General features: G+C 61.2%; 27 protein-coding genes, 2 pseudogenes and 1 other annotated feature. Of the genes and pseudogenes, 11 read left to right on the top strand and 18 right to left on the bottom strand.

Going from position 1 to position 25,556, the window contains the following annotated elements; genetic code table 11:
* Window positions 1-81: 81 nt before the first annotated feature.
* A pseudogene (locus EQZ23_RS06665) lies at window positions 82-1,309 on the top strand (IS3 family transposase).
* Window positions 363-480, top strand: a sequence feature (AL1L pseudoknot). (Overlaps the previous pseudogene by 118 nt.)
* Before the next feature lie 132 nt (window positions 1,310-1,441).
* Window positions 1,442-2,232: pseudogene (locus EQZ23_RS06655) on the top strand (IS3 family transposase); the annotation flags it as partial.
* A 17-nt stretch (window positions 2,233-2,249) separates the two neighbouring features.
* On the opposite strand, the gene EQZ23_RS06650 reads toward EQZ23_RS06655, so the two are convergent.
* Window positions 2,250-2,486, bottom strand: a complete 237-nt coding sequence (locus tag EQZ23_RS06650; protein ID WP_128453706.1) for a hypothetical protein — start codon at window positions 2,484-2,486, stop codon at window positions 2,250-2,252.
* On the bottom strand, window positions 2,483-3,394 hold the full coding sequence (locus EQZ23_RS06645) for a LysR family transcriptional regulator (RefSeq protein WP_206364197.1): 912 nt from the start codon (window positions 3,392-3,394) through the stop codon (window positions 2,483-2,485). The genes EQZ23_RS06650 and EQZ23_RS06645 overlap by 4 nt, the downstream gene beginning before the upstream one ends.
* 160 nt (window positions 3,395-3,554) lie before the next feature.
* Between EQZ23_RS06645 and EQZ23_RS06640 the strand changes: the two genes are divergently transcribed.
* From EQZ23_RS06640 to EQZ23_RS06615, 6 genes are all read left to right on the top strand, one after another.
* The gene (locus EQZ23_RS06640; protein ID WP_128453704.1) at window positions 3,555-4,568 is read left to right on the top strand and encodes a zinc-dependent alcohol dehydrogenase family protein; all 1,014 of its coding nucleotides are present in this window, start codon (window positions 3,555-3,557) and stop codon (window positions 4,566-4,568) included.
* Window positions 4,569-4,626: 58 nt separating this feature from the next.
* Window positions 4,627-4,923: an antibiotic biosynthesis monooxygenase gene (locus tag EQZ23_RS06635; RefSeq protein WP_128453703.1), complete on the top strand. Its 297-nt coding sequence runs from the start codon at window positions 4,627-4,629 to the stop codon at window positions 4,921-4,923.
* Window positions 4,920-5,921 carry an LLM class oxidoreductase gene (locus tag EQZ23_RS06630; RefSeq protein WP_128453702.1) on the top strand — a complete coding sequence of 334 codons (1,002 nt, stop codon included), beginning with the start codon at window positions 4,920-4,922 and terminating at the stop codon, window positions 5,919-5,921. The genes EQZ23_RS06635 and EQZ23_RS06630 overlap by 4 nt, the downstream gene beginning before the upstream one ends.
* Before the next feature lie 201 nt (window positions 5,922-6,122).
* Window positions 6,123-6,305, top strand: coding sequence for a hypothetical protein (locus EQZ23_RS06625; protein ID WP_128453701.1), 183 nt, complete (start codon window positions 6,123-6,125; stop codon window positions 6,303-6,305).
* 197 nt (window positions 6,306-6,502) lie between these two features.
* Window positions 6,503-7,534 (top strand): zinc-binding alcohol dehydrogenase family protein, encoded by a 1,032-nt coding sequence (locus tag EQZ23_RS06620; RefSeq protein WP_128454656.1) that lies wholly within the window; start codon window positions 6,503-6,505, stop codon window positions 7,532-7,534.
* A gap of 63 nt (window positions 7,535-7,597) precedes the next feature.
* Entirely contained in the window at window positions 7,598-7,819 is a 222-nt protein-coding gene (locus EQZ23_RS06615; RefSeq protein WP_128453700.1) for a hypothetical protein, read from the top strand.
* A 972-nt stretch (window positions 7,820-8,791) separates the two neighbouring features.
* Here the strand turns inward: EQZ23_RS06615 and EQZ23_RS06610 are convergent.
* From EQZ23_RS06610 to EQZ23_RS06595, 4 genes are all read right to left on the bottom strand, one after another.
* Complete coding sequence (locus tag EQZ23_RS06610; protein WP_128453699.1) at window positions 8,792-9,166, bottom strand: nuclear transport factor 2 family protein; 375 nt, start codon at window positions 9,164-9,166, stop codon at window positions 8,792-8,794.
* Window positions 9,167-9,349: 183 nt separating this feature from the next.
* On the bottom strand, window positions 9,350-10,909 hold the full coding sequence (gcvPB, locus tag EQZ23_RS06605) for an aminomethyl-transferring glycine dehydrogenase subunit GcvPB (protein WP_128453698.1): 1,560 nt from the start codon (window positions 10,907-10,909) through the stop codon (window positions 9,350-9,352).
* Window positions 10,906-12,282 carry an aminomethyl-transferring glycine dehydrogenase subunit GcvPA gene (gcvPA, locus tag EQZ23_RS06600; protein WP_206364196.1) on the bottom strand — a complete coding sequence of 459 codons (1,377 nt, stop codon included), beginning with the start codon at window positions 12,280-12,282 and terminating at the stop codon, window positions 10,906-10,908. The genes gcvPB and gcvPA overlap by 4 nt, the downstream gene beginning before the upstream one ends.
* Before the next feature lie 56 nt (window positions 12,283-12,338).
* On the bottom strand, window positions 12,339-13,508 hold the full coding sequence (locus EQZ23_RS06595) for an ATP-NAD kinase family protein (protein WP_206364195.1): 1,170 nt from the start codon (window positions 13,506-13,508) through the stop codon (window positions 12,339-12,341).
* Window positions 13,509-14,241: 733 nt separating this feature from the next.
* Here EQZ23_RS06595 and EQZ23_RS20225 point away from each other — a divergent pair.
* A complete protein-coding gene (locus EQZ23_RS20225) occupies window positions 14,242-14,442 on the top strand; it encodes a hypothetical protein (protein ID WP_240663381.1) in 201 nt (66 codons plus the stop codon).
* Between the two features lie 572 nt (window positions 14,443-15,014).
* Here EQZ23_RS20225 and EQZ23_RS06580 read toward each other — a convergent pair.
* From EQZ23_RS06580 to EQZ23_RS20550, 7 genes are all read right to left on the bottom strand, one after another.
* A complete protein-coding gene (locus EQZ23_RS06580) occupies window positions 15,015-15,398 on the bottom strand; it encodes a DoxX family protein (RefSeq protein ID WP_206364194.1) in 384 nt (127 codons plus the stop codon).
* Window positions 15,399-16,439: 1,041 nt separating this feature from the next.
* On the bottom strand, window positions 16,440-17,378 hold the full coding sequence (gene bla / locus EQZ23_RS06575; RefSeq protein WP_128453695.1) for a class A beta-lactamase: 939 nt from the start codon (window positions 17,376-17,378) through the stop codon (window positions 16,440-16,442).
* Window positions 17,379-17,418: 40 nt separating this feature from the next.
* The gene (locus EQZ23_RS06570; protein WP_128453694.1) at window positions 17,419-17,742 is read right to left on the bottom strand and encodes a hypothetical protein; all 324 of its coding nucleotides are present in this window, start codon (window positions 17,740-17,742) and stop codon (window positions 17,419-17,421) included.
* A 116-nt stretch (window positions 17,743-17,858) separates the two neighbouring features.
* Window positions 17,859-18,029 carry an alpha/beta hydrolase fold domain-containing protein gene (locus EQZ23_RS20040; RefSeq protein ID WP_206364193.1) on the bottom strand — a complete coding sequence of 57 codons (171 nt, stop codon included), beginning with the start codon at window positions 18,027-18,029 and terminating at the stop codon, window positions 17,859-17,861.
* An 81-nt stretch (window positions 18,030-18,110) separates the two neighbouring features.
* Window positions 18,111-18,449, bottom strand: coding sequence for a hypothetical protein (locus tag EQZ23_RS06560; RefSeq protein ID WP_128453693.1), 339 nt, complete (start codon window positions 18,447-18,449; stop codon window positions 18,111-18,113).
* A 225-nt stretch (window positions 18,450-18,674) separates the two neighbouring features.
* Window positions 18,675-19,310, bottom strand: a complete 636-nt coding sequence (locus EQZ23_RS06555; RefSeq protein ID WP_128453692.1) for a glutathione S-transferase family protein — start codon at window positions 19,308-19,310, stop codon at window positions 18,675-18,677.
* A complete protein-coding gene (locus EQZ23_RS20550) occupies window positions 19,307-19,714 on the bottom strand; it encodes a hypothetical protein (RefSeq protein ID WP_346427813.1) in 408 nt (135 codons plus the stop codon). The genes EQZ23_RS06555 and EQZ23_RS20550 overlap by 4 nt, the downstream gene beginning before the upstream one ends.
* Before the next feature lie 401 nt (window positions 19,715-20,115).
* On the opposite strand from EQZ23_RS20550, the gene EQZ23_RS06545 reads away from it, so the two are divergent.
* Window positions 20,116-21,000 carry a LysR family transcriptional regulator gene (locus tag EQZ23_RS06545; protein ID WP_206364192.1) on the top strand — a complete coding sequence of 295 codons (885 nt, stop codon included), beginning with the start codon at window positions 20,116-20,118 and terminating at the stop codon, window positions 20,998-21,000.
* Between the two features lie 104 nt (window positions 21,001-21,104).
* On the opposite strand, the gene EQZ23_RS06540 is transcribed toward EQZ23_RS06545, so the two are convergent.
* Window positions 21,105-21,722 carry an NAD(P)H-dependent oxidoreductase gene (locus EQZ23_RS06540; protein ID WP_128453690.1) on the bottom strand — a complete coding sequence of 206 codons (618 nt, stop codon included), beginning with the start codon at window positions 21,720-21,722 and terminating at the stop codon, window positions 21,105-21,107.
* 221 nt (window positions 21,723-21,943) lie between these two features.
* On the opposite strand from EQZ23_RS06540, the gene EQZ23_RS06535 reads away from it, so the two are divergent.
* On the top strand, window positions 21,944-22,858 hold the full coding sequence (locus EQZ23_RS06535) for a LysR family transcriptional regulator (RefSeq protein WP_128453689.1): 915 nt from the start codon (window positions 21,944-21,946) through the stop codon (window positions 22,856-22,858).
* Between the two features lie 188 nt (window positions 22,859-23,046).
* Here EQZ23_RS06535 and EQZ23_RS06530 read toward each other — a convergent pair whose 3' ends face one another.
* From EQZ23_RS06530 to EQZ23_RS06515, 4 genes are all read right to left on the bottom strand, one after another.
* Window positions 23,047-23,538, bottom strand: a complete 492-nt coding sequence (locus EQZ23_RS06530; protein WP_240663379.1) for a RidA family protein — start codon at window positions 23,536-23,538, stop codon at window positions 23,047-23,049.
* A gap of 27 nt (window positions 23,539-23,565) precedes the next feature.
* The gene (map, locus tag EQZ23_RS06525) at window positions 23,566-24,339 is read right to left on the bottom strand and encodes a type I methionyl aminopeptidase (RefSeq protein ID WP_128453688.1); all 774 of its coding nucleotides are present in this window, start codon (window positions 24,337-24,339) and stop codon (window positions 23,566-23,568) included.
* A 1-nt stretch (window position 24,340) separates the two neighbouring features.
* Window positions 24,341-24,547 carry a ParD-like family protein gene (locus EQZ23_RS06520; protein ID WP_128454653.1) on the bottom strand — a complete coding sequence of 69 codons (207 nt, stop codon included), beginning with the start codon at window positions 24,545-24,547 and terminating at the stop codon, window positions 24,341-24,343.
* Between the two features lie 219 nt (window positions 24,548-24,766).
* Window positions 24,767-25,393 carry a type II CAAX endopeptidase family protein gene (locus tag EQZ23_RS06515; protein ID WP_206364191.1) on the bottom strand — a complete coding sequence of 209 codons (627 nt, stop codon included), beginning with the start codon at window positions 25,391-25,393 and terminating at the stop codon, window positions 24,767-24,769.
* Window positions 25,394-25,556: the final 163 nt, after the last annotated feature.

The raw sequence follows: 25,556 nt of genomic DNA, 5'->3' as shown, positions 1-25,556 counted from the left end.
GACTGAGGGCATTGAAGCGTACCGGATTTGAACCGCGCCGGGTTTGCCGGAAGCTCCAACTCCTGAGAAGGTGCAGCCGATTTGAGCAAGACGACGAACAAGTTTGCGCCGGAAGTCCGGGAACGCTCGGTACGGATGGTTTGCGACCACGAGCGGGATCACCCCTCGCGATGGGCAGCGGTGGTTTCGATCGCGGAGAAGATCGGCTGCGTTCCGCAGACGCTGCATGAGTGGGTGATGAAGGCTGAGGTCAACAGCGGCAAGCGTGCCGGTGTCCCGACCGAGGTTGCCGACAAGGTGAAGGCGCTCGAGCGCTAGGTCCGTGAGCTGCGGCAGGCCAACGCGATTCTGCGCAAGGCGTCCGCATATTTTGCGCAGGCGGAGGCTCGACCGCCCGTTCCGCCGATGATCGCGTTCATTGACGATCACCGCAATGTCTATGGGGTCGAGCCGATCTGCCGTGTCCTGTCGATCGCCCCATCCACCTACCACGAGCGTGTCGCGCAGCGATAGGATCCGACACGCCTGTCGGCGCGGGCACGGCAGGACGTGGCCCTTGAGCCCGAGATCGCGCGCGTGTTCGCCCAGAGCTTCGCGGTCTACGGCGTGCGCAAGATCTGGCGGCAGATGATACGGGAGGACGTGCCCGTCGCCCGCTGTACGGTCGCGCGACTGATGCGCGAGATGTGCCTGGCAGGCGTGATCCGGAGCAAGCCGGTGCGCACCACGATCAGCGGCAAGGCGGCGCCGTGCCTGCTCGATCACGTCAATCGCTAGTTCTACGCGTCAGCGCCGACATGCTGTGGGTCTCGGACTTCACCTACGTCGCGACCTGGGCGGGGTTCGTCTACTTAGCATTCTTCATCGATACCTATGATCGGCGGATCGTCGGCTGACGGGCCAGCAGGGCGGCTCATGCCAGCTTCGTCCTAAATGCCTGGGAACAGGCGCTTCACGATCGTCGACCGGCTCATCAGGGCGGCCTCATCCATCATAGCGCCGCAGGTCGCAATATGTGTCCATCAAGTACACCGAGCGCCTTGCCGAGGCCGGGATCGAGCCCTCGGTTGGCAGCGTCGGCGACAGCTACGACAACGTTTCGGCCGAGACGATCAACGGTCTCTCCAAGTCCGAGTTCATCCATCGCAGTGGACCCTGGCGATCCATCGAAGCGGTAAAATACGCGACCCTCGAATGGGTCGACTGGTTCAACCATCGCCGGCTGCTGGAGCCCATCGGCAACATCCCGCCTGCCGAAGCCGAAGATCAATATTACGCTGCCGCGGACAACATCAATATGGCGGCGTGACTCACAACCCAACGCCCCCGGTAAACCCGGCGCGGTTCAGTTCGAAACTTAGGACATCTGCGACAAGAGCATATCGCTCTCGCCCAATGCTTTATTCGGCTCCGGCCCTGCTCGACCGCGCAAGCAGGTTAGCGTCGCGCCTGCAAGCTGATCGGGGTCAACCGGTCCGCATCGCAATATGAGCCGCTTCGCGGGAAGGACTATGCTGTCCGTGAGCGGATGCGTGAGATGGCCGACGAGCGCCGCCGGTTCGGCTACCGGCGACTGGCGATCCTGCTCAGGCACGAGGGGAAAGGCATGAACCTGAAGAAGGTGTATCGGCTGTATCGCGAGGAGCGACTGACGGTGCGCAAGCGTGGTGGCCGCAAGCGCGCGCTGGGAACGCGGCGCTGAAGGCGATCCCGCAGGAACCCAATCAGCGCTGGTCTCTCGACTTCGTATCAGACTCGTTGGCCCGCGGCCGGCGGTTCCGTATGCTTAACGTCATCGACGACTACAGCCGGGAAAGCCTGGGATGCATCGTCGACACCTTGCTGTCGAGTCCGCGGGTTGTTCGCGAGCTGAGCGCCATCGCCGACCGTCGCGAGCTGCCGTGCATTGTCAGCGAGCACGGCACCGAGCTGACCAGTCATGCCGTCCTCGCCTGGTGTCAGGACACCGGCGTCGAGTGGCACTACATCGCCCCGGGGAAGCCGCAGCAGAATGGCTTGGTGGAATCGTTCAATGGTCGCTTGCGCGACGAGTGTCTGAACGAACACCGTTTCCCCTCGCTGGCCGCGGCTAGACGGATCATCGAGGCATGGCAGACGGACTACAACACCGTGCGTCCGCACGGCAGTCTTGGCGGGGTGGCACCCGCCGAGTTTACGAACCGCCCCCGCCAAGGGCATATGGACACCGAAGCTAAGTTGTCAGCGGCCTAAAAATGGGGAACACGTCATCAACAACGCGGGTCTGAAAGACCTGGTGTCAAAAATGCGCGAACGGCATATTCGCCTTCAGCCAATCGATCCTCACGAAACCCCGCGTCGGCATCGTCTGCTTCGTCGCGCCACTCATAGGGAATGTGAACCTTCGTCCCACCCCGTCTGCTGGCCAGTTCAGACAACGCGAAGGCCTTCAAAGTTGATAGCCCGGCAACGTTGTCGGCGGGGCGGCCTGCAAAAAAGAGCGTCATAGACTGCTATCCAAGATCGTGTCTAAGCCTCGATCCCAGTATGGCTGCGGTCCAAATCGATTGACGAGCCAGTCTACGAAGACCCTAACCTTCGGTGCCAGTTCGCGCGAACTCGGGTAAAGTGCCCACAGCGTCTGTGTCGAGATGAGCGGGTATTCGGGAAGGGCCGGTACGAGGGCGCCAGATCGAAGCTCCTGCTCGGCGCACCAAGTGGCCATCAAAGCAATGCCCAGCCCTGAACATGCCGCGTCGCACACGGCGCCGCCGTCATTGATCCGCAGACTTGGAGTGATACGGCGCTCGATGCGCTCTCCACCCTTACCTTCGAAGGTCCAGAGATCGAGCGTGCCGACGACCAAACACGCGTGTTCCGCGAGGTCGTCGGGCGTTTTCGGTCGACCGCACCGGTCGATGTAGGCGGGCGACGCGACCAGCATTCGCTTATCTGGAGCGAGCCGCCGTGCGACAAAGGACGAATCACTGAGCTCAGCATAGCGAACCGCCACATCGAAGGCACCTTCCACCAGATCGACGACGCTGTCCGAGATGCGCAGGTCGAGGGCTAAGTCAGGATACTTTCTGCAGAAGTCTGGCAGACCGGGCACGATATGCATGCGCGCGAACGAAGCTGGGGCTGCCAGCCGCAGGGTGCCCCGCGGTGCGGCCTGCTCCCGCCCAAGCGCCGCTCGAGCGGATTCTGCTGCTATTACGACGTTCTCAGCATGCGGCAGGAAGGCGAGGCCGTCTTCGGTCAACGTCGCCTGCCGCGTTGTCCGGTGGAGAAGCCTGGCCCCGAGCTTCTTTTCCAGTGCCGCTAGTCTGGCACTCGCTCCCGCCGGCGTTAGGCCTAAGTCGCGGGCTGCGGAGCTGATGCTCCCAAGCTGAGCAATCCGCACGAACAGGTTCAAGTCATTTACGTCCATCGCACAGCTTTCAAGACTTCTTTGAAACTGATCCTAAATCATGCCCGCTACCGCGCGCAATCAGGACAAGCCAAATAGGCGCTGTCCAGAACGGACCGCGGGCCGCGGAGCTCGCCAGTGCGTCTAACTCTTAAAGGAGATCGAAATGACCTTAACCATGAAGGCAGCTGTGCTCACCCGTTTCGGCGGACCGGACGCATTCGAACTGCGCGACGTGCCGGTGCCGGAGGTCGGTCCGCGCCAGGTGCGGGTGCGGGTTCACGCCACGGCCGTCAATCCGCTCGACTACCAGATCCGCCGCGGCGACTACGCCGACTACGTGCCGTTGCCTGCAATCATCGGCCATGACATCTCGGGCGTCGTCGAGGAGCTGGGCTCGCACGTTTCCGAGTTCGCAGTCGGCGATGAGGTGTATTACACGCCGAAGATTTTTGGCGGCGCCGGTTCCTACGCCGAGCAGCACGTCGCCGACGTCGAGCTCGTCGGTCGCAAGCCCCGGAATATCTCGCACCTTGAGGCGGCGAGCTTGACGCTCGTTGGCGGCACGGTCTGGGAGGCGTTTGTCCAGCGCGCGCAGTTGCAGGCCGGTGAGACGATCCTCATCCACGGCGGCGCAGGCGGTGTCGGCACGATCGCGATCCAAGTGGCGAAGGCGATCGGCGCCCGGGTCATCACGACGGCGCAGGGCCGCGAGCACGACTTCGTACGCTCGCTCGGTGCCGACGAGGCAATCGACTACACCGCCGAAGACTATGTCGAGGGCGTTGCCCGGATCACCGGGGGGGAGGGCGTGAACGTCGTGTTCGACACGATTGGTGGCGACACCCTGACGAGAAGCCCGCTTGCCCTCGCGGATGCCGGGCGAGTCGTCAGCCTGGTCGACATCGCCCAGCCGCAGAACCTGGTCGAGGCTTGGGGCAAGAACGCCGCCTACCATTTCGTGTTCACCCGTCAGAACCGAGGCAAGCTCGACGCGCTTACGCGCCTCGTCGAGCGCGGCCTCGTCAAGCCCGTGATCGGTGCCACACTGCCGCTGGCCCGCATGGGTGACGCGCACGAACTGCTGGAGAACGGCTCCGCACGGGGACTGCGCGGCAAGGTCGTGATCGACGTGTCGGGCGAGGCGGGCGCCCTACCGACCGCCGAACAAGCAGCCTGACCCTTTCGTGGACGGTCGGGAAGACCAATCCGGCCGTCCGCTTTGAAGGATAGAACAGATGATCACCGAACTGGCGCTCCTGCGCCTCCTGCCTGGCTCTGCGCCAGCCTTCGAACGTGCCTTCGCCAGCGTCGCACCGCTGCTCGCGGAAGCGGACGGCTGCCTGCGGCACCGGCTCGTGCCAACGCTCGACCGCCCCGACGTCTACCTGCTCGAGGTGGTCTGGCGTGACCTCGCAGCGCACACGCAGGGTTTCGAGCCGAGCGACGCGCATGCGCGCTTCATGGCGCCGCTCGAGCCGATGCTCTCGGACGACCCCATCGTCGTGCACGTGCCGGCGGGAGAGCGGTCATGAAAGCCGTCGCCATCAACCAGTTGCCACCCGAGAACGCCAGTCCCAGACCTTTCGGCCCCGGCTACGCGTCCATGTTCGCGCCCGACAAACTGACCGTCGGTCTGTACTTTCCGATCGAGGCCTTCGATGGCCCCGAGCCGGCGATGCTCGAGCAGGTCGATCTTGCCCGGAAAGCCGAGCGTCTTGGCTTTGCCGCGCTCTGGGCACGCGACGTGCCATTGAACGACCCCAACTTCGGCGATCTCGGCCAGCTCTACGACCCGTTCGTCTGGCTCGCGACGATCGCGGCGCACACGACCGGCATCGCGCTTGCCACGGGTGCTGTCATCCTGCCGCTCCATCACCCGATCGATGTCGCCAAGGCAGGCGCCTCGCTCGACCGCCTGTCGGGCGGGCGCTTCGTGCTTGGCGTCGCTTCGGGCGACCGTCCGGTCGAATACCCGGCCTACGGCCGTGACCCGGAACTGCGCGCCGAACTCTTCCGCGACGCGTTCGATTACGCGACAGCGGTGCTCACGGCGCCTTTTCCGATCCATGTGTCTGCGCACTATGGCCGGCTCGCGGGCGGCGGCGACCTCGTGCCCAAGCCCTTTTCTCCCCGACTGCCCATCATCGTCACGGGGCAGAGCGGGCAGTCGCTGGACTGGATCGCGCACCATGGCGACGGCTGGCTCACCTACCCGCGCGATGTGCTCCAGCAGGCGCAGGTCGCCTCGGGCTGGCGCGAAGCGCTCGACCGCGTCGGGGCCGGGTTCAAGCCGTTCGCTCAATCCCTGTACCTCGACCTGACCGAGGATCCAGATACGCCTCCCAGCCCCATCCATCTCGGATACCGGCTGGGGCGACGGCGACTGGCCGATTTGCTGGATTCATTGCGTTCGACTGGGGTCAACCACGTCGCTTTGAACCTCAAGCTCAGCCGTAGACCGGTAGCCGATATCATCGACGAGATCGGCCACGAAGTCATCCCGCATTTCGGCATTGGACGTGCCTCATGAGCGGCGCTTTTCACAGGTGTCTTCTATTCGCGGGTTTCGGCTGCCCTATCGGGGCGCCGGGAATCGCCGATGCTTAGGATACTACGCCATATCGTCGGCTTGGCGTTTGTCGCGGCATCGGGAGCATCGACCCTCGCACATCGCGCGGCTTACGACGCGGCCAAACAGGGCCCACCGCAACTCGCGGAATTCGCACTCGCCATGTTAACGTTCGTACTGACCACCGCCGGCATTCTGCTAGTGCTCTATGGCGACAAGCTGTTCGAGCCCGCCGTCGGCTCCGACGTTAGGACGCGCGCATCTACCGGCGAGATTGCGAACGGCTGGTGGAGCCGATCGAGCCCCAAGGGCGCGTCGACGATACGCAGCACGTTGCTTCCCTGATGCAGCTAATAGCGGAACACAATCGTACGCTTGCCGCCAATCAGACAAACCGCCGCATTCGCGGCGCTGGCTTGGAGTCGAGATGCACGTGACAGACCGTTGCACTCCGGAGGTGTCTTTTTCGAGACCGTGACGGGTTGTTGTGCGTGTCATGCCATCTGCCCATTCAACCATTTCAGGCGCCGAAGGAGCACATCATGAAAGCCATAGCCTACCGCCAGCCCGGTTCGATCGATCGGATCGACGCATTGATCGACGTCGAGCTGCCGCGTCCGAAGGCGACCGGCCGCGACGTACTCGTCGCCGTCGAGGCAGTCTCCGTGAACCCCGTTGACACGAAGGTCCGTGCCGCCTCGCCGCCATTCAACGGGCGCTCAGAGCGAGTCCTGGGCTGGGACGCGTCGGGCGTCGTGGAAGCGGTCGGACCGGACGTCACCCTGTTCAAGGTCGGGGACGCCGTATTTTATGCCGGAAGCATCGCGCGCGACGGCAGCAACGCACAGTATCAGGTCGTGGACGAGCGCATCGTGGGGCACCGGCCCAAGACGCTCAGCACCGTCGAAGCCGCCGCCCTACCCCTCACCGCCATCACCGCCTGGGAGACGCTGTTCGACCGGCTTCGCGTGCGAGATCGTAGCGAAGGTACGCCCGGCATCCTCCTGATCATCGGCGGTGCCGGCGGTGTCGGCTCGATCGCCATCCAGCTCGCCCGCGCCCTCACCGATATGACGGTAATCGCGACCGCCTCTAGGTCGGAGACGCATGACTGGGTTCGCGATCTTGGCGCACACCACGTCGTCGATCACACGATGCCACTCGCGCAGCAGATCGGCGCTCTGGGCGTCGCAGCGCCCGGTTTCGTCTTCTCCACCACGCACACCCACCGCCATCTCGCCGACATCGCAGAGTTGATCGCGCCTCAAGGCCATCTTGCACTCATCGACGATCCTTCGAGCCTCGACATCCTGCCGTTCAAGCGGAAGGCGGTCGCCGTCCACTGGGAGCTCATGTTCACCCGCTCACTATTCGGCACGTCCGACGTCGCGGAGCAGGGCCGCCTGCTTAACGAGGTCGCAAGGCTGGTCGATTCCGGTGCGATCCGCACAACCCTGACCAAGACGCTCTCACCAATCAACGCAGCCACCCTGATGGACGCGCATCGGCAGATCGAAAGTTCCACCACACGGGGCAAGATCGTACTACAGGGTTGGGAAAGCTTCGATTCCTGATGCCGCGGTCCACGTTTGCCTTGCGAGCGTGGATGGACCAACTCGGAGCCAACTGTCTCCCACATGCAGGCGTTCTATGCTGTTAGCGAACGGCGCAGTTGCTTTGACCTGGGCACCGAGCGGTCGTTGGCGCGCTACGTCTCGCAGAAGCAGAACCAGGCAGAGCAGGTAATGCGCATCCTTGATCTGGCGGCGACGTGGACGCGCTATAGCTGTTTCCGGGTCTACAATCCGCTGCGAAGGGAAGAATGGGTCGTGATTTACAAACACGCTTGTCGATTATAGCGGAATGACGGACTTAGCCGCCAGCTCGAGATGCTATGACGCAACGTCGGTGCGGCCAACCGCGAGCGGCAAAGCTGCATGGATTCACCCGGGAAGGAATGGCCGGAGGTAGCAATGTCGCGGCGACTGCCTATGCGGTAGGCGACTTCAGCCCGTCGGAGTTGAGCCGTGAATACAGAGCCAACTATGGCATTTCACCGATTGCAGACGATGGCAGAGAGACAAGACTTGGTCCGGTTCCCTGGTTGGTGCCGGGATCAGGATCGAGGCTTGACGACAGGACTATCACGAGGGCCGTCCTGACACGTCGCTTGGCAGGATCACGTGATCTAATATGCCGCTGCCGTTGCCGTGGTTGCCTAAGCCGATCGAACGCCGGAGGCTCGCCATCGGCTTCAATGAGAAGCAAGGCGATGGCCGATGTCCACCATCTAATCAGAAGAACAAGCGCGCGGTGGCGACCATTCAGTCGTGCAGCATGACCCGCCGTTTCGTCGCCCCCTGGTAGGAGTCTCGCCCGGACGGCAACGCGGTCGTTCGTGACCCCGCCTTATCCGATCTAAAGTTCGTGAATGCGCCTTGGCTTCAGGCCTATTTCACCCCGGCAGAGCAGCAATCTTCCGAAAAGACGGAGGTGCGCCGCCTTTCAGATGGCTGGTAGGGGGCATCCTGGCTGCCCACCATATCGTCATCGTTACATCCGTCTACGACTACGACGTACCGACAGGTTCCCATAATCTGTCTCAGTTAGGCGAACTCGACCCCGTCGTGCATTGCAGACTCGGGCCTATCAAGACGTAAATCGAAAAGGACGGACCGACTGTTAGAGGACATGAACGCGTTTGTGGAGCCGCAGAACGCTGACTTGCCGCGGTGGCGGTTAGCACCTTGAGAATGGAATTCAGCGACAGAGCGAAAGCACGCACGGAGAACAAGGGATCTATCCGCCGCTCTCCGTGCGCCTTTGATCTGCTAGGCGTGGGTATAGAATATCTTGCCGACAATGGTCCAAGCACCCTCCACTTTCAACAAGTGAATGAAGTCGGAAAAGTAAAATCCATTGACATCGTTTATGTCTATGCGAGCGCTGGCCGCGCTACCGACAATCTCGACGCGAGTGATCGCAACTCGAGCCTCAAGCGAGGCCTCGAAGTCTTCGTCGATATTTGCGAAGAGGCCTTCAGCCGGCCCGCCCGAGAGGATGCCGTTCTCGACGCTAAAGACTGTAGCTTCCTTAGCGAAAGCAGGCCTCATGTCCGAGCCGGAAGCCGCGACCAAGCCCTCGGTATATTTTTTCAACGTAGTTGCGATCAAGGCGTAGTCGTCGACGTAGGTTGGTTTTGACATGGTCAGTTCCTTTCGGGAAGGCTCCGCATTTGCTGAGATGGACTGGAGGGACCGAGATCCCCTTGTCCAAGATGCGCCAGAAACCCATCTTTTCAGCCGAGAGCCAATCGACCCGGTGAATTGAGTACGGGTGAATGCGGCAGTCTGCGGGGACAAACTGGCACCCCCACGCTCGTTCAAGCCTCACGTTTGGGTGACTGCTGCGCGCTTCTTCAGGAAGGCACGCCAGGTCATGGCTCGAGTGTTTGGATCGTCCTTCACGCCAGGCTTGAGACGATGAACCGCTTGGTTATGGGGCGAGGTTTTGACGAGCTCCGGATCGGAGTAGGCCTCGTCGGAGATGCGAGCAATTACGGCGATCCATTGATCGAGCGCCTCCTTGCCGTACATCTCGCCGGCTTCCGGCGTGAAAGGTTCGGGCACGAGCCAAGGTTCGTGGCTTGCCCACAAAGGGTCGATGCCAAAGTCCGACATCCGGTTCTGGACGTCATGGATGTCGACGCCCGTCTCCTCCTTCATCGTCTGGAACGAGTAACGCGTCATCTCCATTCTGGGGGTCGTCGCCTCAGGATGGGAGCGGGTCACGCCCCTTATCGCGAGCAGGCCCTTCTCCATGTAGTTGTTGGACATGACCGAGATGTCGGAGGCTTGCGAAATACCGTCGGCGCCCATGGAGCGGATCCATGCGTAAGCCTTCAGGACGACCTGAACGTTGCCCAGGAACTCCCGGATCTTGCCGACGCTCTGGGGCCGGTCGGCGTCGAGGCGATAGCGGTCGCCGTCACGCACGACCAACGGCGAGGGCAGAAACGGCGCCAGTTCGGCGGAGCACCCATAGGCGCCGGTCGCAGGTCCCCCGACGCCGCTCTTTGGCGCGCCGAACGTCTTGTGCAGCATGAACATGCAGGCGTCGAAGCCGATCTCGCGAGCACGGAGTTTCGACATGGTGCCGTTGAAGTTGGCGGCGTCGTAGAAGGCCAGACCGCCCGCTTCGTGAACGATGCGCACCCATTCCTTCATCTCCGGATTGTAGACGCCCATGTCATCGGGGTTGTTGACCATGATTGCAGCGGTACGGTTGGAGACCACGGCTTTGAGCGCGTCGAGCGACGGGTAGCCGTTCTCGTCGAGCATCAGGGTAATGACCTTGAAACCGGCCGCTGCGGCCGTGGCTGGATTGCAGGGGTGGGTCTGGATCGTCACGATGATCTCGTCACGCTGTTCCAGCTCACCCTTTGAAGCATGATAGGCGCGCGTCACCGCGCAGTTCGTGAACGCCGCCTCGGATCCGCCCCCGGCCTGAAACACGAACTGGTCCATGCCCGACAGTTCGCGCAGCATCAGATCCATGTTGTGCACGATCTCGAGTGCGCCTTGCATGGTCTCCTCATGCTGCAGCGGATGGAGCTCTGTGATTTCGGGGCGCCAGGCCATCTGCTCATTGATCTGGGGGTTGTACTTCATGGTGCAGGTGCCGAAGAGGCTTATGCCCATCATGCCGAGCGTCTGCTGAGAGAGTCGCAGGTAGTGGTAGAGAACTTCTGGTTCCGACAGCTCGGGCAGGGCCGGTCTGTCCCGCCTGCGCATGCCGGAGGGGATAAGGTCCGACACGTCGCCGACATGCTGCCGGATCTCGGGTTCCGTCGGCGGGAAGAGCACGCCGCGGCGGCCGGGATACCCCATATCGAGGATAACAGGCTCGTTCCAGACAGGTGCGTGGTATTCTTTGATTTCGATGCTCATCGTGCGATCACCTTGTTAAGGGCGCCGACTAGGCGCTCGATATCGGAATGAGTGTGGACCTCGGTGACGCAGTAGAGTGCGCTCTCGCCAAGTTCGGGGAAGTCGGAGGAAAGGTCGTGACCGCCGAAAATGCCTTCGGCGCGCAGCGCTGCATTGATCTCGGAGACGCTCTTTCCGGCGTCGTCGAAGTTGACGACGAATTCCTTGAAGAAGCCCGAGGGGAAGGTGATCCGGACGCCTTCGAGAACGCTAATGCGGCTGGCGGCATGGTTGGCGCGCTGCAGGATGATCTCGCCGATCTCGACGAAGCCCTGCGGCCCCATCATCGCCATGTAGGCGGTCGCGGCGACCGACCACATGTAGACGGAGTGACCGATCCAGTCCTTGCCTTTTTCACGTAGGTCGTAGGACGACTGCTCGAGCAGGGCGCGTCCGAACCCGTACTCGCCTGGCTTAATGGTCTCGGCGATACTGATGAACAGCGTCGGATACTCCCCGGCGTAACGAGGTTCGTCGCGCGTCGCGATGAAACCGCCGACCCCGCCGCCGGCATGGAGGTGGACGCCCAGGGGCTGAATGGTGCCGACGACGATGTCGGCGCCATAGGATGGCGGCGCGGACAGCACGCCCAAAGAGATGGGGTCGACACCCACGATGGTCTCGGCGCCGGCTGCCCGGGCGATGGCGGCGATCTCGGCGGCCTGGTGGTCGATCACGCCGAGGTAGGACGGCACTTCGAAATAGACGGCCGCTGTCTGCTCGCCGACTGCGGCCCGCAGATCTGCGAGGTCGATCAACCCCGTCGCTGGATCGTAGTCTACGAGGCGGATGGAGAGATGGTTTGCCATCTCCGGCGGTTCGCAATAGTTGCGGATGATCGAAAGCCGCTCCGGATCGATCGCGCGAACGACGACCACTTCGTTACGGCCGGTAAGCCGGGCCGCCATGCGAAGGGCGTGTCCGGCGGCGGTACCCCAACTACGCACCGGCATGCCGACCAGGTCGAGGTTCAGCAACTCGCCAAGCTGACTGCAGAACTCGAACCAGGCCTGATAGAGGCCATGGTCGGAACTGGGTTCGCCATAGATGGAGGTAAGCCATTCGTTACGTCGGACGATCTCGTCCACGGCAGCCGGAACGTGATGTTGCCAAATGCCGGCGCCGAGGAAGCTTAGATTGTCCTCGGTGGTGCTGTTTTTGGAAAGCGTCTCGATGAGGTGGCGCCGCAGCTCTCGCTCGCTTAAGGCGGGAGGAAGGTTGAGCGGACGGGTTAGGCGGTGGTCCTTGGGGATCTGAACGAACAGTTCCTCAATCGTCTTGACGCCGATAGATTCCAGCATTTCCTTCTGAATGGCTGAGACCGAATTAGCCATATACGGATGGGCGGTAGGAGGTCGCATCGGGGAACCTTCTTTCTGTTAAGATGGCACTATGTTGTGACCCTGAATGGGGTGCTTTGACCCGGGGCGGTTTCAACCCGGATGTGGCCTGAGAGGAGGGCGTCGACGTCTTCGTTGCCTGTATCGACATGGAGAGGCGTACCGCCGAGAGCGATCAGCTTCTCGATGCTCGCAATGACGGTAATCCGGTCCCGACCGGTCCGGCGAATGACTTCTGCGCTTATTTGTTGATTGCCACGGCCAAACAGGCTGCCTTGGCCGCCGAGCACCCCCACGACAATTTGCGCCTCCCGATGCCGCATGAGTTTAAGGAGGGAGCGTTCATCCAAGTCCAGCCCGATCGCCTTGCCGTCGAGCACCGCGTCCACACCAAGGAGGGTCGATGGCAAGCCGAGGGCATTGGAGACCCGGCGTGTGGTTGTTCCGGGACCTAGAATATACAGGCGGCCGGGCTGCATCGAAGCGGCGACCTGCCTTGCGACGGCGTCGAGCGCGGCGTCTTCTCCAGGGCGACCTCCAGCCTTAGCGTTCTGGGACAAGCGCCGCTCGAATGGGCTTCTGGCATAGCCGAACAATTGGGCGGACAGTCGGTCGTTTCGGAAAGCCTCCTCGTCCAGATCCATCACCTCGGCGTCTCGGATTAAAACGGTTGGATCGCGGGCAAGATAAAACGCCGCCAAAAGGCCGGCGTTGTTCGGATTGGTAGCGAATACAGCCGAATGCATCTTCACGCCGGCAGGGACCCCAAGGATGGGGATCCGGTCGTTAACGGCAGTCAGTACATCCCGTGCAGTTCCGTCTCCTCCGACAAAGAGCAGAAGATCGACGCCCCGATGAACCATGGCGCATGCGGCAGCTATTGTGTCAGCCCCGGTGGACTCACCCCGTCGTGGGCGATGGAGCACGATGGGCCTAAAGCCGGCGTTGCAAGCCGCATCCTCACCCATGACCCCCGACGCGGTGAAAATCCCGACTTCTGGCAGGACTGTCGATAGAAGGCTCAGGGCATCAGCCGCCTTGTCGTTGGCGTGTGGACTTGCGCCGCGACGAACCGCCTGCCGGAGTATCTCCTTTCCGTCGGTGCCCTTGAGTCCAACACTGCCCCCCATGCCCGCGAAGGGGTTGATTACAAGTCCGAGTGCTGTGCCGGTACGTGCCGAAACCACGTTGCCCTCGAGGATGGACGCATTGGATGTCAACTTACCACCCCCCCCCCCGCCAGATTTTCTGTTTCAGCAAATATTGCTTATATGGAAATATCGCAGAGGTCAAATGTTCCAATTCAAGTGAGCGCCGACGCTCGAGCTAGGCTCAGGACGCCTAAAGGATCATCGGGTCGGCACGCCGATCAAGGGCGACGACGCCTCGGCGTCGACTTTGCCGCCGACGGTGAGTCGTACACTCGAAGGCAGTTCGATGCCGATCTACTCTGCGGTCCGGGCGTCCGCAAGAATCCCGACGTGCGGTACCGACAGCGTCAGGGGCGCTCGCTGATCCCGACTTTGAAAAATGCGGTCTCGAGCCGGGCGGGCACTGCGCCAAGTGCACCCGACATCGCTTGGCACCGCCAGGCGTAGATCGCGCCGCTGCCATTCTCGTAACGCTCGACCGCCGCCCGCGGCCTTCAGACCGCACTTACTTCGGCCACGCCTCTAGGAGCACGTTCAGCGCGCCGACTACGAGTCGAGACCAGCATAGCTGCCTCTTCCCGAACACGACCCTTTCTAGAACGCGCCGGCCTCCTGGATCGACGTTCGTTTACTGGGATGTAGGACCGCTTGACGATGACATCGTAGCCCTTTTTGTCAAATACGTCGATGCGTTCCCGCAATGATGACCTCGCACTTAGCGAACTGTGGGAGACGGTTGGACTGCTCCCGTTACCAACCCAGAACTGCGTCATGGAGCGGCAGGCATTTCGCGACCCATTGCGTGACGCTGATGGATTTCTACCGCCAGCAGGGGATGGTTCGGCCCGAGGTGGAGCTGCTTTCAGCAACCGGGCTTTCCCCGAACGTCACCCAAGCTCGCATGGCATACCGAATGGACGGCGAAGGTAACGAGCTCGTCGCCGGGTGGGAGCATGCTTACATTCTGCGCCGGAGCGACGGCTGGCGGGTGTCCTTGACGTGATCTTCGGCGTTCATCCCGCCGGCGCTAACGCTCGAAACATGTAGGCCGATAATTGGCCGCGCCCGCCATCACCGCCCAGGCGCCACCGTCGAGCATTGCTACGACAGCTTAACCCGTGCCCGAACTGATCGAGTGGCTCAGCGAAACGGCAGCTACTACGCCGCTTGCACCGCGGGTGCGTTCGCTAGGGCATTGGGTTATTCCCGCACACGACCCCAGTCGCCGGTCCTCAATAGAATGGCAGGGCTGAAGCGTTGGTTCATATCCTTAAACGCGAATATGGCCATGCGAACCCCAAGACGAACGCCAGAGCGTTATCGACCAACTGCCTGCTGGTTCGACCATCATGGCAAGGTGCATCCGAACTGCGCTTGCGCAATCGAAGACCCCGCGAGTTCGTCGCGCAAACCGGCGGGACCCTGTCAGTACTTTAAGAGGCAGCAACGCCGATCCCGTGTGCGCCACAGTTGCTGCCGCACGCTGTTCATTAGCCTTGTCTCCTGTCTTCTCGAAACCAAGGTCACCGGCCCGTCTGCACGATCGTGCGGGCCCATACCGTATAGAGTTCTGCGTCATATGGTAGCGTCGAATACTTGACTGCCCCGTGACTTCTTGAAGAACCGAGTTCGGTAATTCCAAACGATGGACAGGTTGACCACCAGAAACACGGCCGCCGGCAGTGGCGTACCCGGAACCACGGTTAGATGCGCAGCTACAGCTCCGATCATTGTGACCGCAAGCATCAATCCTCCGACGCCGACGAAGCGGCTCGTCAATAAAAGCAACGCCCCTCCGAATTCAATTAAACCGGTCAAATATCGAAACCACTGACCTGCGCCGATGACGTCAAATGGGATCACGGCCAAGGGAAGACCAACTAACTTAGCGATGCCTGCCGCGAAGAAGACAAAAGATAAGATCGCCCGAATGGTTCGAAAGAAAAGCATACGCCCCATGTTTATGTTACGACATCGCATTCCGATAAGCCTGTTTTTAAAAATTGGACACAGATCGTCGCATAACTAATCCCAAAGTTTAATTGTTCGACCAAACCTCGGTTTTGCGTATTTAGGGGCCCGCATTGCAGGAACATGGCGGCCGGGGAAATTTTCCGCCGGCCGAGCTGCCCGTCCGTGGATCGGACCTTCTACCATGAGAGACCTAAGCCTAAGACGAGACGACGAACGCTTGGCAAGATTGTTGAAATCTCAGATGTCGTTTGAAAAATTTGCGTGAAGTGGAACTGGTATTGGGGGTCCGGGGGGGCGACCGGGGATGCCGGTCGAAGGATCACCGTCGACGAACAAACCGATTTGCTTGCGTAGAAGATTTGCTCGTTGAAGGCTTCTCGAAATTTCCCGCAGAACTGCATCATGACGGGGCGGTATATTTGTCAGATCCAAAGACGATCGGACAACAAATGCCCTTGGCAAAGCTCTCCAATACCGGCGTGGCGGCAATAAGAACCACGCTCATGTGAAAATTGATGCTCCCCTGGCTAAGGACGGTTGTCTCGGTATGACTCGGCTCAATTTGGCGAAAGAATGCATGCGTCGCGATATGTCGCAAGTAAGCAATGTTGACATTCTGCTACCGACCGGGCGAGGTCCAGCCTTTCGCTTCGGAAATCCAAGTCCGACCTGAGCGTTGATCGTAAACGCACAACTTCCTCACGATCTTCGACCTCTGTCGCGGCCGCGGGTCAGTACCTGTCACCAACGTGACGACTTTGCCGAGCGTATCGTCGAATGCTACGACTTTTCCATTACGAGCCTGTCTTAATTCGCTGGATGCAGTGCACGCCCTGGCAACTTTGGCGTTGAGCGCCGCCCACGCCTCGGGAGCGGACGCATAGGAAGCGGAAGATAGAAATACCGCGAATACTGCGAAAGGCTTGATTGACACCGTCGAGTTCCTTTTTCGCAAGGTTTGGGAGATCGCTTGCAGGCGGCGAAATAGCGAGATGGTTGGCTCGATCTACGAATCCTCCCTATCGCTCAATCGGCGGATGCCGCTTCGACAGGCCGGAAATGCTGCGCTACAACACTGGCACATTCGGCAATGATCTCGTCCCGTTCAGTAGTCGAGCCATTCGAACCAGTATGGAATACTGTCAGGATGATCGGAGCGGATCGGGGGGGGTAGATAATTCCCACATCGTTGCGTGTCCCGTTCGATCCGGATCCAGACTTGTCGGACACGTGCCAACCAGCCGGCAACCTCTTGCGGAATAGTGCTCCGGTGATGGGGCTCTCATACATCCAGCTCTCCAGCTTAGAGCGAGGCCCTGCATCGAGCGCGCGACCGAGCAGCAGTGCGGCCAACATACCGGTCATCGCACGCGGGCTAGACGTATCGCGGACGTCGCCCGGCGTCCCCGAGTTCAGGTCCGGTTCGAACCTATCGAGCCTTGAAACCCTATCGCCCATCGATCGGGCAAATTGCGTCCAGCCCTTGGGACCGCCAAGTAGCGTCAGCAATAGGTTGTCGGCAGTGTTGTCGCTCCAGCGAACGGCGGCCTCGCCAAGGGCTTCGACCGTCATGAAGCCCGCTTCGACGTTTTTCGTCGTTAAAGGCGCATATTCAAGGAGGTCGGCGTGGCCATAGGCGATACGCTGATCGGCCTTTAGGCGCCCTGCCGAAATCATGGAAAGGATCGCGGCTCCGACCAGAATTTTGTGCGTACTGCACATCGGGAAGCGTTCATCGGCACGGTACGCGACCACCGCGCCCGTTCCCGTATCGATCGCCACGACTCCGATGCGTCCAACACCCCGCATCTCCAACGCTTTTACTTCCCGGATCACCGCCGATGCGCTGGGCGTTTGCAATCGGCTTGGGTCCGGAGGCGCAGCTTGCGCTACCGATACGCTGGCGGCCACGCAACCGAGCGCTGCGGCACCAAATCCCCGTCGATCAATATTGTGTAAGATCATCGCGGCATTCGTCCGATTTTTATATACTAACCCGTCAACACTACGAGGCGACCCAGGCACTCAGGATTGCTGGGAGGGATAGAACTCCGAGAAACGCCACAGCAAATAACGACAGGGGACCAATCCCGGTATTGATGGCCATGACCGGCCACTGTGCAAGCGTCAGCGAAATTCCGGTAATCCACGCGTGCTTACGAAAGATCGATCCGAGCGCCGCGGACAGTACCATGGAAAGCGGATAGACCGCAGACCAGTAGTAGCGACCGTCCCATGGCTCCTGCGCGCCAGACGCGATAGTGAACGCCGACCAGTAGAGGAGCCCGATTGCCGCGACGATCAGCGATTGTTTCATTCCGGCGGTCATATTTGCCTCCAATGGAGTTCGACGAACCGGGAGACCTCAACCGCAGCTTGCTGGTCCTCGGGCTCTCCAATGAACTCGCGATGCGCGCAACGCCTCAAAGACATGCAATTCCGCGTTCACGCCGGCATCTCGAAGCCTCCCGTGCATACGGCCGGTATAGCGACGAACCGGTGCCGCGTGCCGGTCAGCACTAATGTCGGCGGAAAGCCGGCAAGATCGTCGAAGAGCGGTGACAGATACGGATCGCGCAGATCGGCACCGGCGGCATAGAGCAGATCGACGCTCACAAACAACGCTGAAAAACAACATCGAGGCCTTCATTGACCGCTATAGTGCTTCCGAGCGATGACTATAGCGAGCCACTACGTCTAGCGCCTGCATTCACGGCGGTCCGGGTTTCGATCGCACCGTTGCCTACGGGCTCGTTCAGCCATTATCTGGCCGTCCTTGGCAATCTGCGAGGTCAAAGCCATCTTTTCCAGCGTGTCGCGCTGCTTCGTGTCTCGCCGCTGCTGCTGCCCGAGCATGCAGTCGCTGTAGGCGGGCGTGCCGAACTCCGTTCCAAAATTGGCGCAGGTGCGGGCGTCATCACGCTGCTTGCGGCTCTGAGCGCCTGCCGGACTCTCGGCGATGCCGACGGTGGCAGTAGCGACGAAGCCGATCAAAAGGAGGGCTTGGCGGAATGGTGAAAAATGGCCCTTGGTCATATCTTGCTTTCCTTCTTCAGCGGTGTGACCGCCCTGTCGTTGAGGCGAGCGGGCGTTCCGCTGCCGTCAGGGTCGCGACACCGATCAGCGTTAAAGCGCCTGAACGTTGCGCCAACATGGCTTTGGGCGCCGTCGGCGCATCCATATATCAAGCCAGTGACCTATCGGACGAGGGCGCCTTCCCTTCGCAACGAGGGCATTGATGGTCGTCGTATCGCAGAGGGGTCAGATCTTGAGGAGAACGCTTTTCTCGCGCTCGAGTGCACGTCGTGCCGCCGGGCGCATGATCAGACGATCCTTCAGAGCCGTCAGGTTGGTCAGGTCGGCAATCGGGAGTCCCAGCTCCCGTCCCCATGGAAAGAAGACCAGTGCGTATGGATCGGCGAGCGTGAAGCTCTCACCCATGAGCCACGGGCGGTCCGCGAGGATGGCGTCCATCTCGAGCAGATGTGCCCAGTAGGTCTCTTTGGCCTGCGCCTTGATCGCGGCGTGTGCTGCCGCATCGGACGTCAGGTGTTCTGGATGGATGAAGTGCTTGAAGGTCGCGTGTACGGTGCCGGAGAGCCAGGCGCAGGCGGCGATCGTTCGCGCACGTTCGATCGGCTCGACGCCCAGCAGCACGCCGTCGAGATGTTCGTTGCCCACCCACCCGAGGATCGCCGTCGTCTCAAGAAGCACTCGGCCGTCCTGGAAGCGGAGCGCCGGCACCTTTGCGCGTGGATTGATCGCCTGATACTTGGGCTTGAACTGTTCGCCACGGAAGATGTTGACGTTCTTCGCTTCGAACGTCGCGCCGGCTTCCTCCAAGGCGACATGGGACGCCATCGAGCAGGCGTACGGGGAATAGTAGAGCGTCATCATCTCGTGATCTCCAGAAGTATGAATGGGAGGCGTGGGCTCGGTCGACGCTTCGGCTGCGAGGCTTCGATCCGTGCCCGGAGGGCGGCGTTCTCAGCCTCCAGTCGGGCAAGCCGCTCTCGGACAGGCTGAAGCGTGTCGGCAAGCTCGTCTTCGGTGTAGCGGGGGACGATGTGTTGCGGGCAGTTCCAGTCGAAGGTCTGCAACGTCATCCGGATGATCCGTTCGACCCGTCCCGTCGCACCTCGGATCACCGTTGCGGTAAGGTCCGGATCTGCGTCGAGGGACATGGTCTCGGCATGGACGTAGAGCTTGAGTCTAGTCCGTCGAGGGTAGTCCATGATGAACAGGCAGGCCTTGTCGCTCGCCGACAGGTTGCCGATGCTGAGATACTGGAAGTTGCCCAATAGTCGGCGAAGGCCAGCGTGCTATCGTCGAGCATCTTGAGGAAGCCCTTCGAACCACCCCGATGCTGCACGTATGGCCATCCGGTCTCGGATGTAGTCGCCATGTAGAAGCTGTCCCGCTCGGCGATGAATTGCGCCTCACGCTCGGTGAAACGGCCGAAATCACGGTTGCCCTTGAAGTCGTCCCACATATCGGCGACGCCGAGCTCCTGCTGCACAGCGCGAACAGCCGGTGTCACGGCAATGTCGAGAAATCCAAAGCCCATTGTCACCTCCGTTGAAGCTTGACGTCGCGATCTGCTTCATTAACGAAATGGAGGACCCATCCACCGTTCACAATCAGCCGTATCTGGCGAACATCTGTTCGGAAAGTGAGAAGGCAGGTGGACCGACTGGACGCAATGTCGCTGCTGCTCGACACTCTCGACGCGGGAAGCTTCTCGGCCGCCGCCAGGCGTCTCGACATTCCAGTGGCGACGCTGACGCGGCGGGTCGGACAGTTGGAGGCTCATCTTGGCGTCGTCCTCCTGCTACGCTCGACACGTCGGCTGACCCTTACCGACACTGGACGGCGCTACGTTGAGGGTGCGCGTCGGGTCTTGTCGCAGGTGGATGAGATCGAACGCGACGCGGCGGGCGAGTTCGTGGAACCGACCGGCCGCCTTTTGGTGAGTGCACCGCGGATGTTCGGCCGCTTGCACGTCCTTCCCATCGTCGGCGCATTTCTTGAACAGCATCCTGGGATCACGGTCGATCTGCAGCTCTTCGATGGCAACGTCGACCTTGCCGCGGGCGCCGCCGATGTCGCTGTCCGGATCGGGACGCTGCCGGACAGCGGCCTGATAGCGACCACGGTGGGTCAGATGCGCTCCGTGATCGCCGTCAGTCCGCTACTGCTCGATCTTCACGGGACGCCGCATCGTATCGATGATCTTGCGATGATCCCGTCGATTCTGCTCGACATTCCGTTGCCACAAGGCGCCGGGGTGAAGCCTCACGGCCAGGTCCGTCTGGTCGTCTCGGGTGCCGAGGCTGCGGTAGACGCAGCGGAGGCCGGCATCGGCTACGTCCGCCTTCTGCACTATCAGGTCGCCGACGCGGTCGAGGCGGGTCGGTTGAGGCTCGTGCTCGAACACCTGGAGGACGTCCCCTCACCGGTCCATCTGCTCCACGCGCCTTTGCCGCAACTGCCTCAGAAAATCCGCCGTTTTCTGGACGTAGCGAGCGAACGCCTGCGCGAGAGGCTGCTTGGAATGGGCACGGAGAGTCGCACGAATGCAGGCTGACGGGTTGTCAGCCTGCCATACCGGCCGCGACTATGCCGATCGCGACTGGTGGCGACCAGACAAGGCGGCATCGGTACGCTCCGGTTCAATGCTGCCAACGAAGTTCAAATAGCGGCGGCACGTGCGATGTCGGGCTCGATCGATGTGATGAAGGCCTCCATCGTCTGCTCGCGCAGGTCGACCGCCTTTGCGTTGCCGGCAGCGACGACGGTGACGTCCGTGATTCCGATCACACCGAGGATCAGGCGAAGGTACTGAGTGGCTATATCCCTGTCCTGGATAGGCGACCCCTCGGTGTAGACGCCTCCCGAGGCGAGCAGTACGGTCGCTTTCCTACCGACGACCAGACCTTTGCCATCCAGTCCGAGCGTGACGCCTTTGCGGACGATATGATCGACCCATGCCTTCAGCGCCGCAGGCACGTTGTAGTTGTAGACTGGGGTTGCGATGACGATGTGATCGGCGGAGAGGATCTCGTCGACGAGTTCGTCCGACAGGTGGAGTGCCGCCTTCATTTCGGGCGAATGCTGTTCTGCCGGTGTGAAGTAGGCTTGTAGCCAGGGCGCGGTCACGAACGGCAGATCGGTCGTTGTCAGATCCCGGCGTACGATGCCGTCGTCCGGGTGAGCGGTCCGCCAGCGGGCGATGAACCGGTCGGTCATGTTACGCGAGATGGATTGGTCGCCGCGCGGGCTGGTCTCTACGATCAGAAGCTTGGGCATATCATGTTCCTTGTAGATCGTTCGAAGCGGGGAGACGGGGACGGTCTGACGACGAGATCGACGTCAAAGTTGGTCTCCGCCGTGCCGGAGGCCGTGTCTAAAGCAGGCGGTGCCCCTTTCAGTGAAGCAGCAACTCGCTTGCATGGCGCTGATCTACGACGCACAGCCGATTAGCAGGAGCGATCAAATTACGATCATCTCCATCTGCGAAAGTGATGGATATGATTGGCAACCTGAGTCTCGACCACCTTCGCGTGCTAGTCACGATCGCCGAAACCGGCAGCTTCTCCGCCACCGGGCGGAAGCTGGCCCGTGCCCAGTCGGCGATCAGCCAAGCTGTCGTGGCGCTTGAGACTATGCAGGGCGTGGTGCTGTTCGATCGTGCCGGCCACCGGCCCCGGCTTACCGAGGTCGGACGCGTGCTTGTCGAGCAGGCTCGCCTGGTGCTCGCCAGCGCCGCGCGCTTCGAGGCCGTGGCTGCTGGCACGCGTGCAGGGCTGGAGCCTGAACTGACAATCGCCATCGATCCGCTTGTGCCGACCGCGCCGTTCATCGACAGCCTTCGCATGCTGAGCGATACCTTCCGGGACCTTCCGGTGAGTTTCTCGACGGAAGGCCTTGGCGGCTCGTTGCGACGGCTGCGAAGCGGCTCCGCCGCGCTCGCCATCTGCCTGCTGTTGCCCGACGTTCCCGAGGATATCACGGCCTACCCGCTGCTGCGCGTCGCGATGCTGCCGGTCGTGGCACCGGACCATGCCCTGGCATCGCTTCAGCGGCCCGCGACACGCCGCGACCTTGAGTCTTATGTCCAACTCGTGCTCTCGGACCCCGTGAATCCCTGCGGTGCCGCCTATGGACTGGCAAGCGCGCGCCTATGGCGCTTCGTCGACCTTGGTCGTCGCCTGGACTTCGTGCTCGCCGGCTTCGGCTGGTGCCGGATGCCGGAGCACGTCGTCGCACCGCTCATCGCCGATGCTAGACTTGTACCGTTGGCAATCTCGGACGACAGCACGCCGCCTGACGGCCTCACGATCTACGCGGCGCACAGGCGAGACCAAGTTCCGGGACCGGCTGGCCGCTGGTTGCTGGAAGAGTTGCGGCAGCGGCTCCGCGTCGCCCGATCCGAGCCTAACTAAGAACCGCCTTGTCTTGCGAAAGACCTAGCCCCGGCTCAAGGGGAAGCTCCCAACCTGCATGATGCCACGGGGGGTTTGGCACCAGGGGCGCAGCGAAAATGGTCAGCCCGGATCTGTTTGGACGCCGGCGGGAAAGCCACCGGTCATCCGGGCGTAGTGGAAGGCGGACGTACTCATTTCGCCCGGATTCATCCCACGTGGGCCGTCACCCTGATTTCGACCCGCATCTTCGGCAGACCCAGGGCGTCGACGCCGATCTGTGTCCAGATCGGAGCATTGTCAGGCATGTTCTCTCGAAAGAGCGTAGTCATCGTCGTATTCACTTCGGGCGGGAATCCACCGACGTGGTAGGAGTTGACATGATAGACATGGCTCCAATTCGCACCCGCCAGTGCCAGCGCTCGCTCGACGTTGCGGAAAGCCTGGGCAATCTCCTCCTCAACCTGATTCGGAATGTCCAGTTCGTCGGTCCAGCCACCCTGGCCGGAGATTTCCACCCGATCGCCGATGCGTACGGCCTGCGAAAAGTGAAGCTCGTCCAGAAAGCGTTGACCATAGCCCGGCGAGACGAAAAACTGCGGTTTGCTCATGTAGCTGTCCTCGATTAGCGGATCAGGTCGAGTACGAAGGTTGAATACGATCTCACTCGGCTGCATCGTTCCTACGTTCGCATTCGTCATGCGGCGACACCTGGGCTTGGTACAACGCTAAGACATACGCGCCAGCGTCTCGTCGCGGCGTAATGTCAGAACTTCTACACCATCTTCCGTTACCGCGACCGTGTGCTCGAACTGAGCCGAGAGTTTCCGGTCGCTCGTGAAGACCGTCCATCCATCCTCGCCGGTGGCGACCCTGCGCGTTCCTTGGTTGACCATCGGCTCGATTGTGAAGACCATGCCTTCGCTCAAACGGACGCCGGTTCCTGGTCGCCCGAAATTCATGACCTGCGGCTCTTCGTGCATCTCTCGACCAATGCCGTGTCCACAATATTCCCGTACGATGGAATAGCCGTTCTTCTTCGCATGACGCTCGATCGCGAAGCCGATGTCGCCGGTATGGGCACCTGGCCTGACCTGCCCTATACCTTTCCACATCGCGTCGTGGGCGACCCGCACCAGCCGCTTGGCGGCAGGTGGGACGTCGCCGATCAGATAAGTCTTGCTCGAATCGGCTATATAGCCGTTCTTTTCGAGTGTGATGTCGAGGTTGATGATATCGCCGTCCCCGATGATCTCGTCGGCATGCGGCACACCATGACATACCACGTGATTGATCGAGCAGTTCAGGACGAATGCGAAGCCGTACTGTCCTTTGCTGGCTGGACGCGCAGCAAGATCCAGGGTGATGAAGCGTTCGACCATGTCGTTGACCTTCATCGTCGACATGCCCTTCAGATCCTGCTCGTCCAACATCTCGAAGACGGACGCCAGCAGCCTTCCGGAGATACGCATCAGCGCCAGTTCGTCGGAGGTCTTCACCATCTTAGGCGGCTACCGCTTCCACAAGGCGTTCAGATGCGGCGGAGACCTGCGCACTGACGATGTCGTTGAAGGACAGCGTCGGGCTCGCTTCTGCTAGCATACCGATCCTCATCCAGAATTCGGCCTGCGCATTGATGGATCTGCACATTACGGCACTGACCCTGCGGGCTTCTTCGTGCAGATCGTCGTCGATTTTAACAATGCCCATGGGATCGCCTTCGCAAACGCGGTATATGATCTGTATATGACCCGTATAGTCGGTCGTCAATGCTGCGGGTACGGCCGTAGGAGGCACGGCGGCTTGAAGTGACGGCACGCGGTATTCCCAATGCGCCTTCAAGCCGACGGGAGCCACGCGCTGGTTCCCGAGGATCCGTGAATTCTAGCGTGTCACGTCCGCCTCGTCGTCCAACCCTATGGGAGGAGTTCATACGGCGCCTGTGAGAACCATTACCGGTATCGTCGGTAGATTGTAAACGACGTGCACTACCACGGCCGGCCAGACTGATGCCGACCGGCGGTATATCTCACCTGCGACGAGACCTGCGATGACTGCCGCTGGAAACACTATGCTGATGCCGTGCAGCAGAGCGAACAAGAGAGCCCCGCCAACCACGCCGACGAACGGGCCGTAGCGGAGCAACACGGTGGTAACTACTCCTCTGAACAGCAGTTCCTCACCAATCGGGACGAGGATGCCGATCAGTAGCGTTGCCGTCAGCAGCGACATCGCTCCACCGCTGCCACCCGCCGCGTAGACGCCTTGTGGACTCGAGCTGATACCGGTCAGCGCTGTGAAGGCCAGCACGGCCACGCCCTTGAGGATGAACGCGACTACGCCTGCAGCGATGCCGACGAGCAGCCAGCGCCTGGAGGTAGAACAGACGCCGAACTCTGCGAGGGGGCGCTTTCGGACCCACCACGCAGCGGCGAATCCAACAAGGCATGAAAGGCCAGACCATCCGGCAAGGACGAGGCCATATGTCACCCTGTTCAACCCTAGCCGCTGGATCTGAGACCCTAGACCGAAGCCGATGATCGCCGTGACGATCAAACCAACCGCTACTTCGGTCCAGCCAGGGCGCCAGGATGGGTTGAGAGGTTCCGGCTGCGCTGCCTCGGTTCTCATTCGAAGATCTCCGTCTGGGCGGGGCATAAGTTTGCCGCAGATATTGTTCTCATGCTCGACGGGCTGGTCGCGATCGTCCTGTCGAAAC

Origin of the sequence: Sphingomonas sp. UV9 (genome assembly GCF_004101245.1) — a bacterium.
Lineage (GTDB): Bacteria > Pseudomonadota > Alphaproteobacteria > Sphingomonadales > Sphingomonadaceae > Sphingomonas.
The sequence above is the reverse complement of the archived record's forward strand: the minus strand, read 5'-3'. Positions and strand labels throughout refer to the sequence as shown.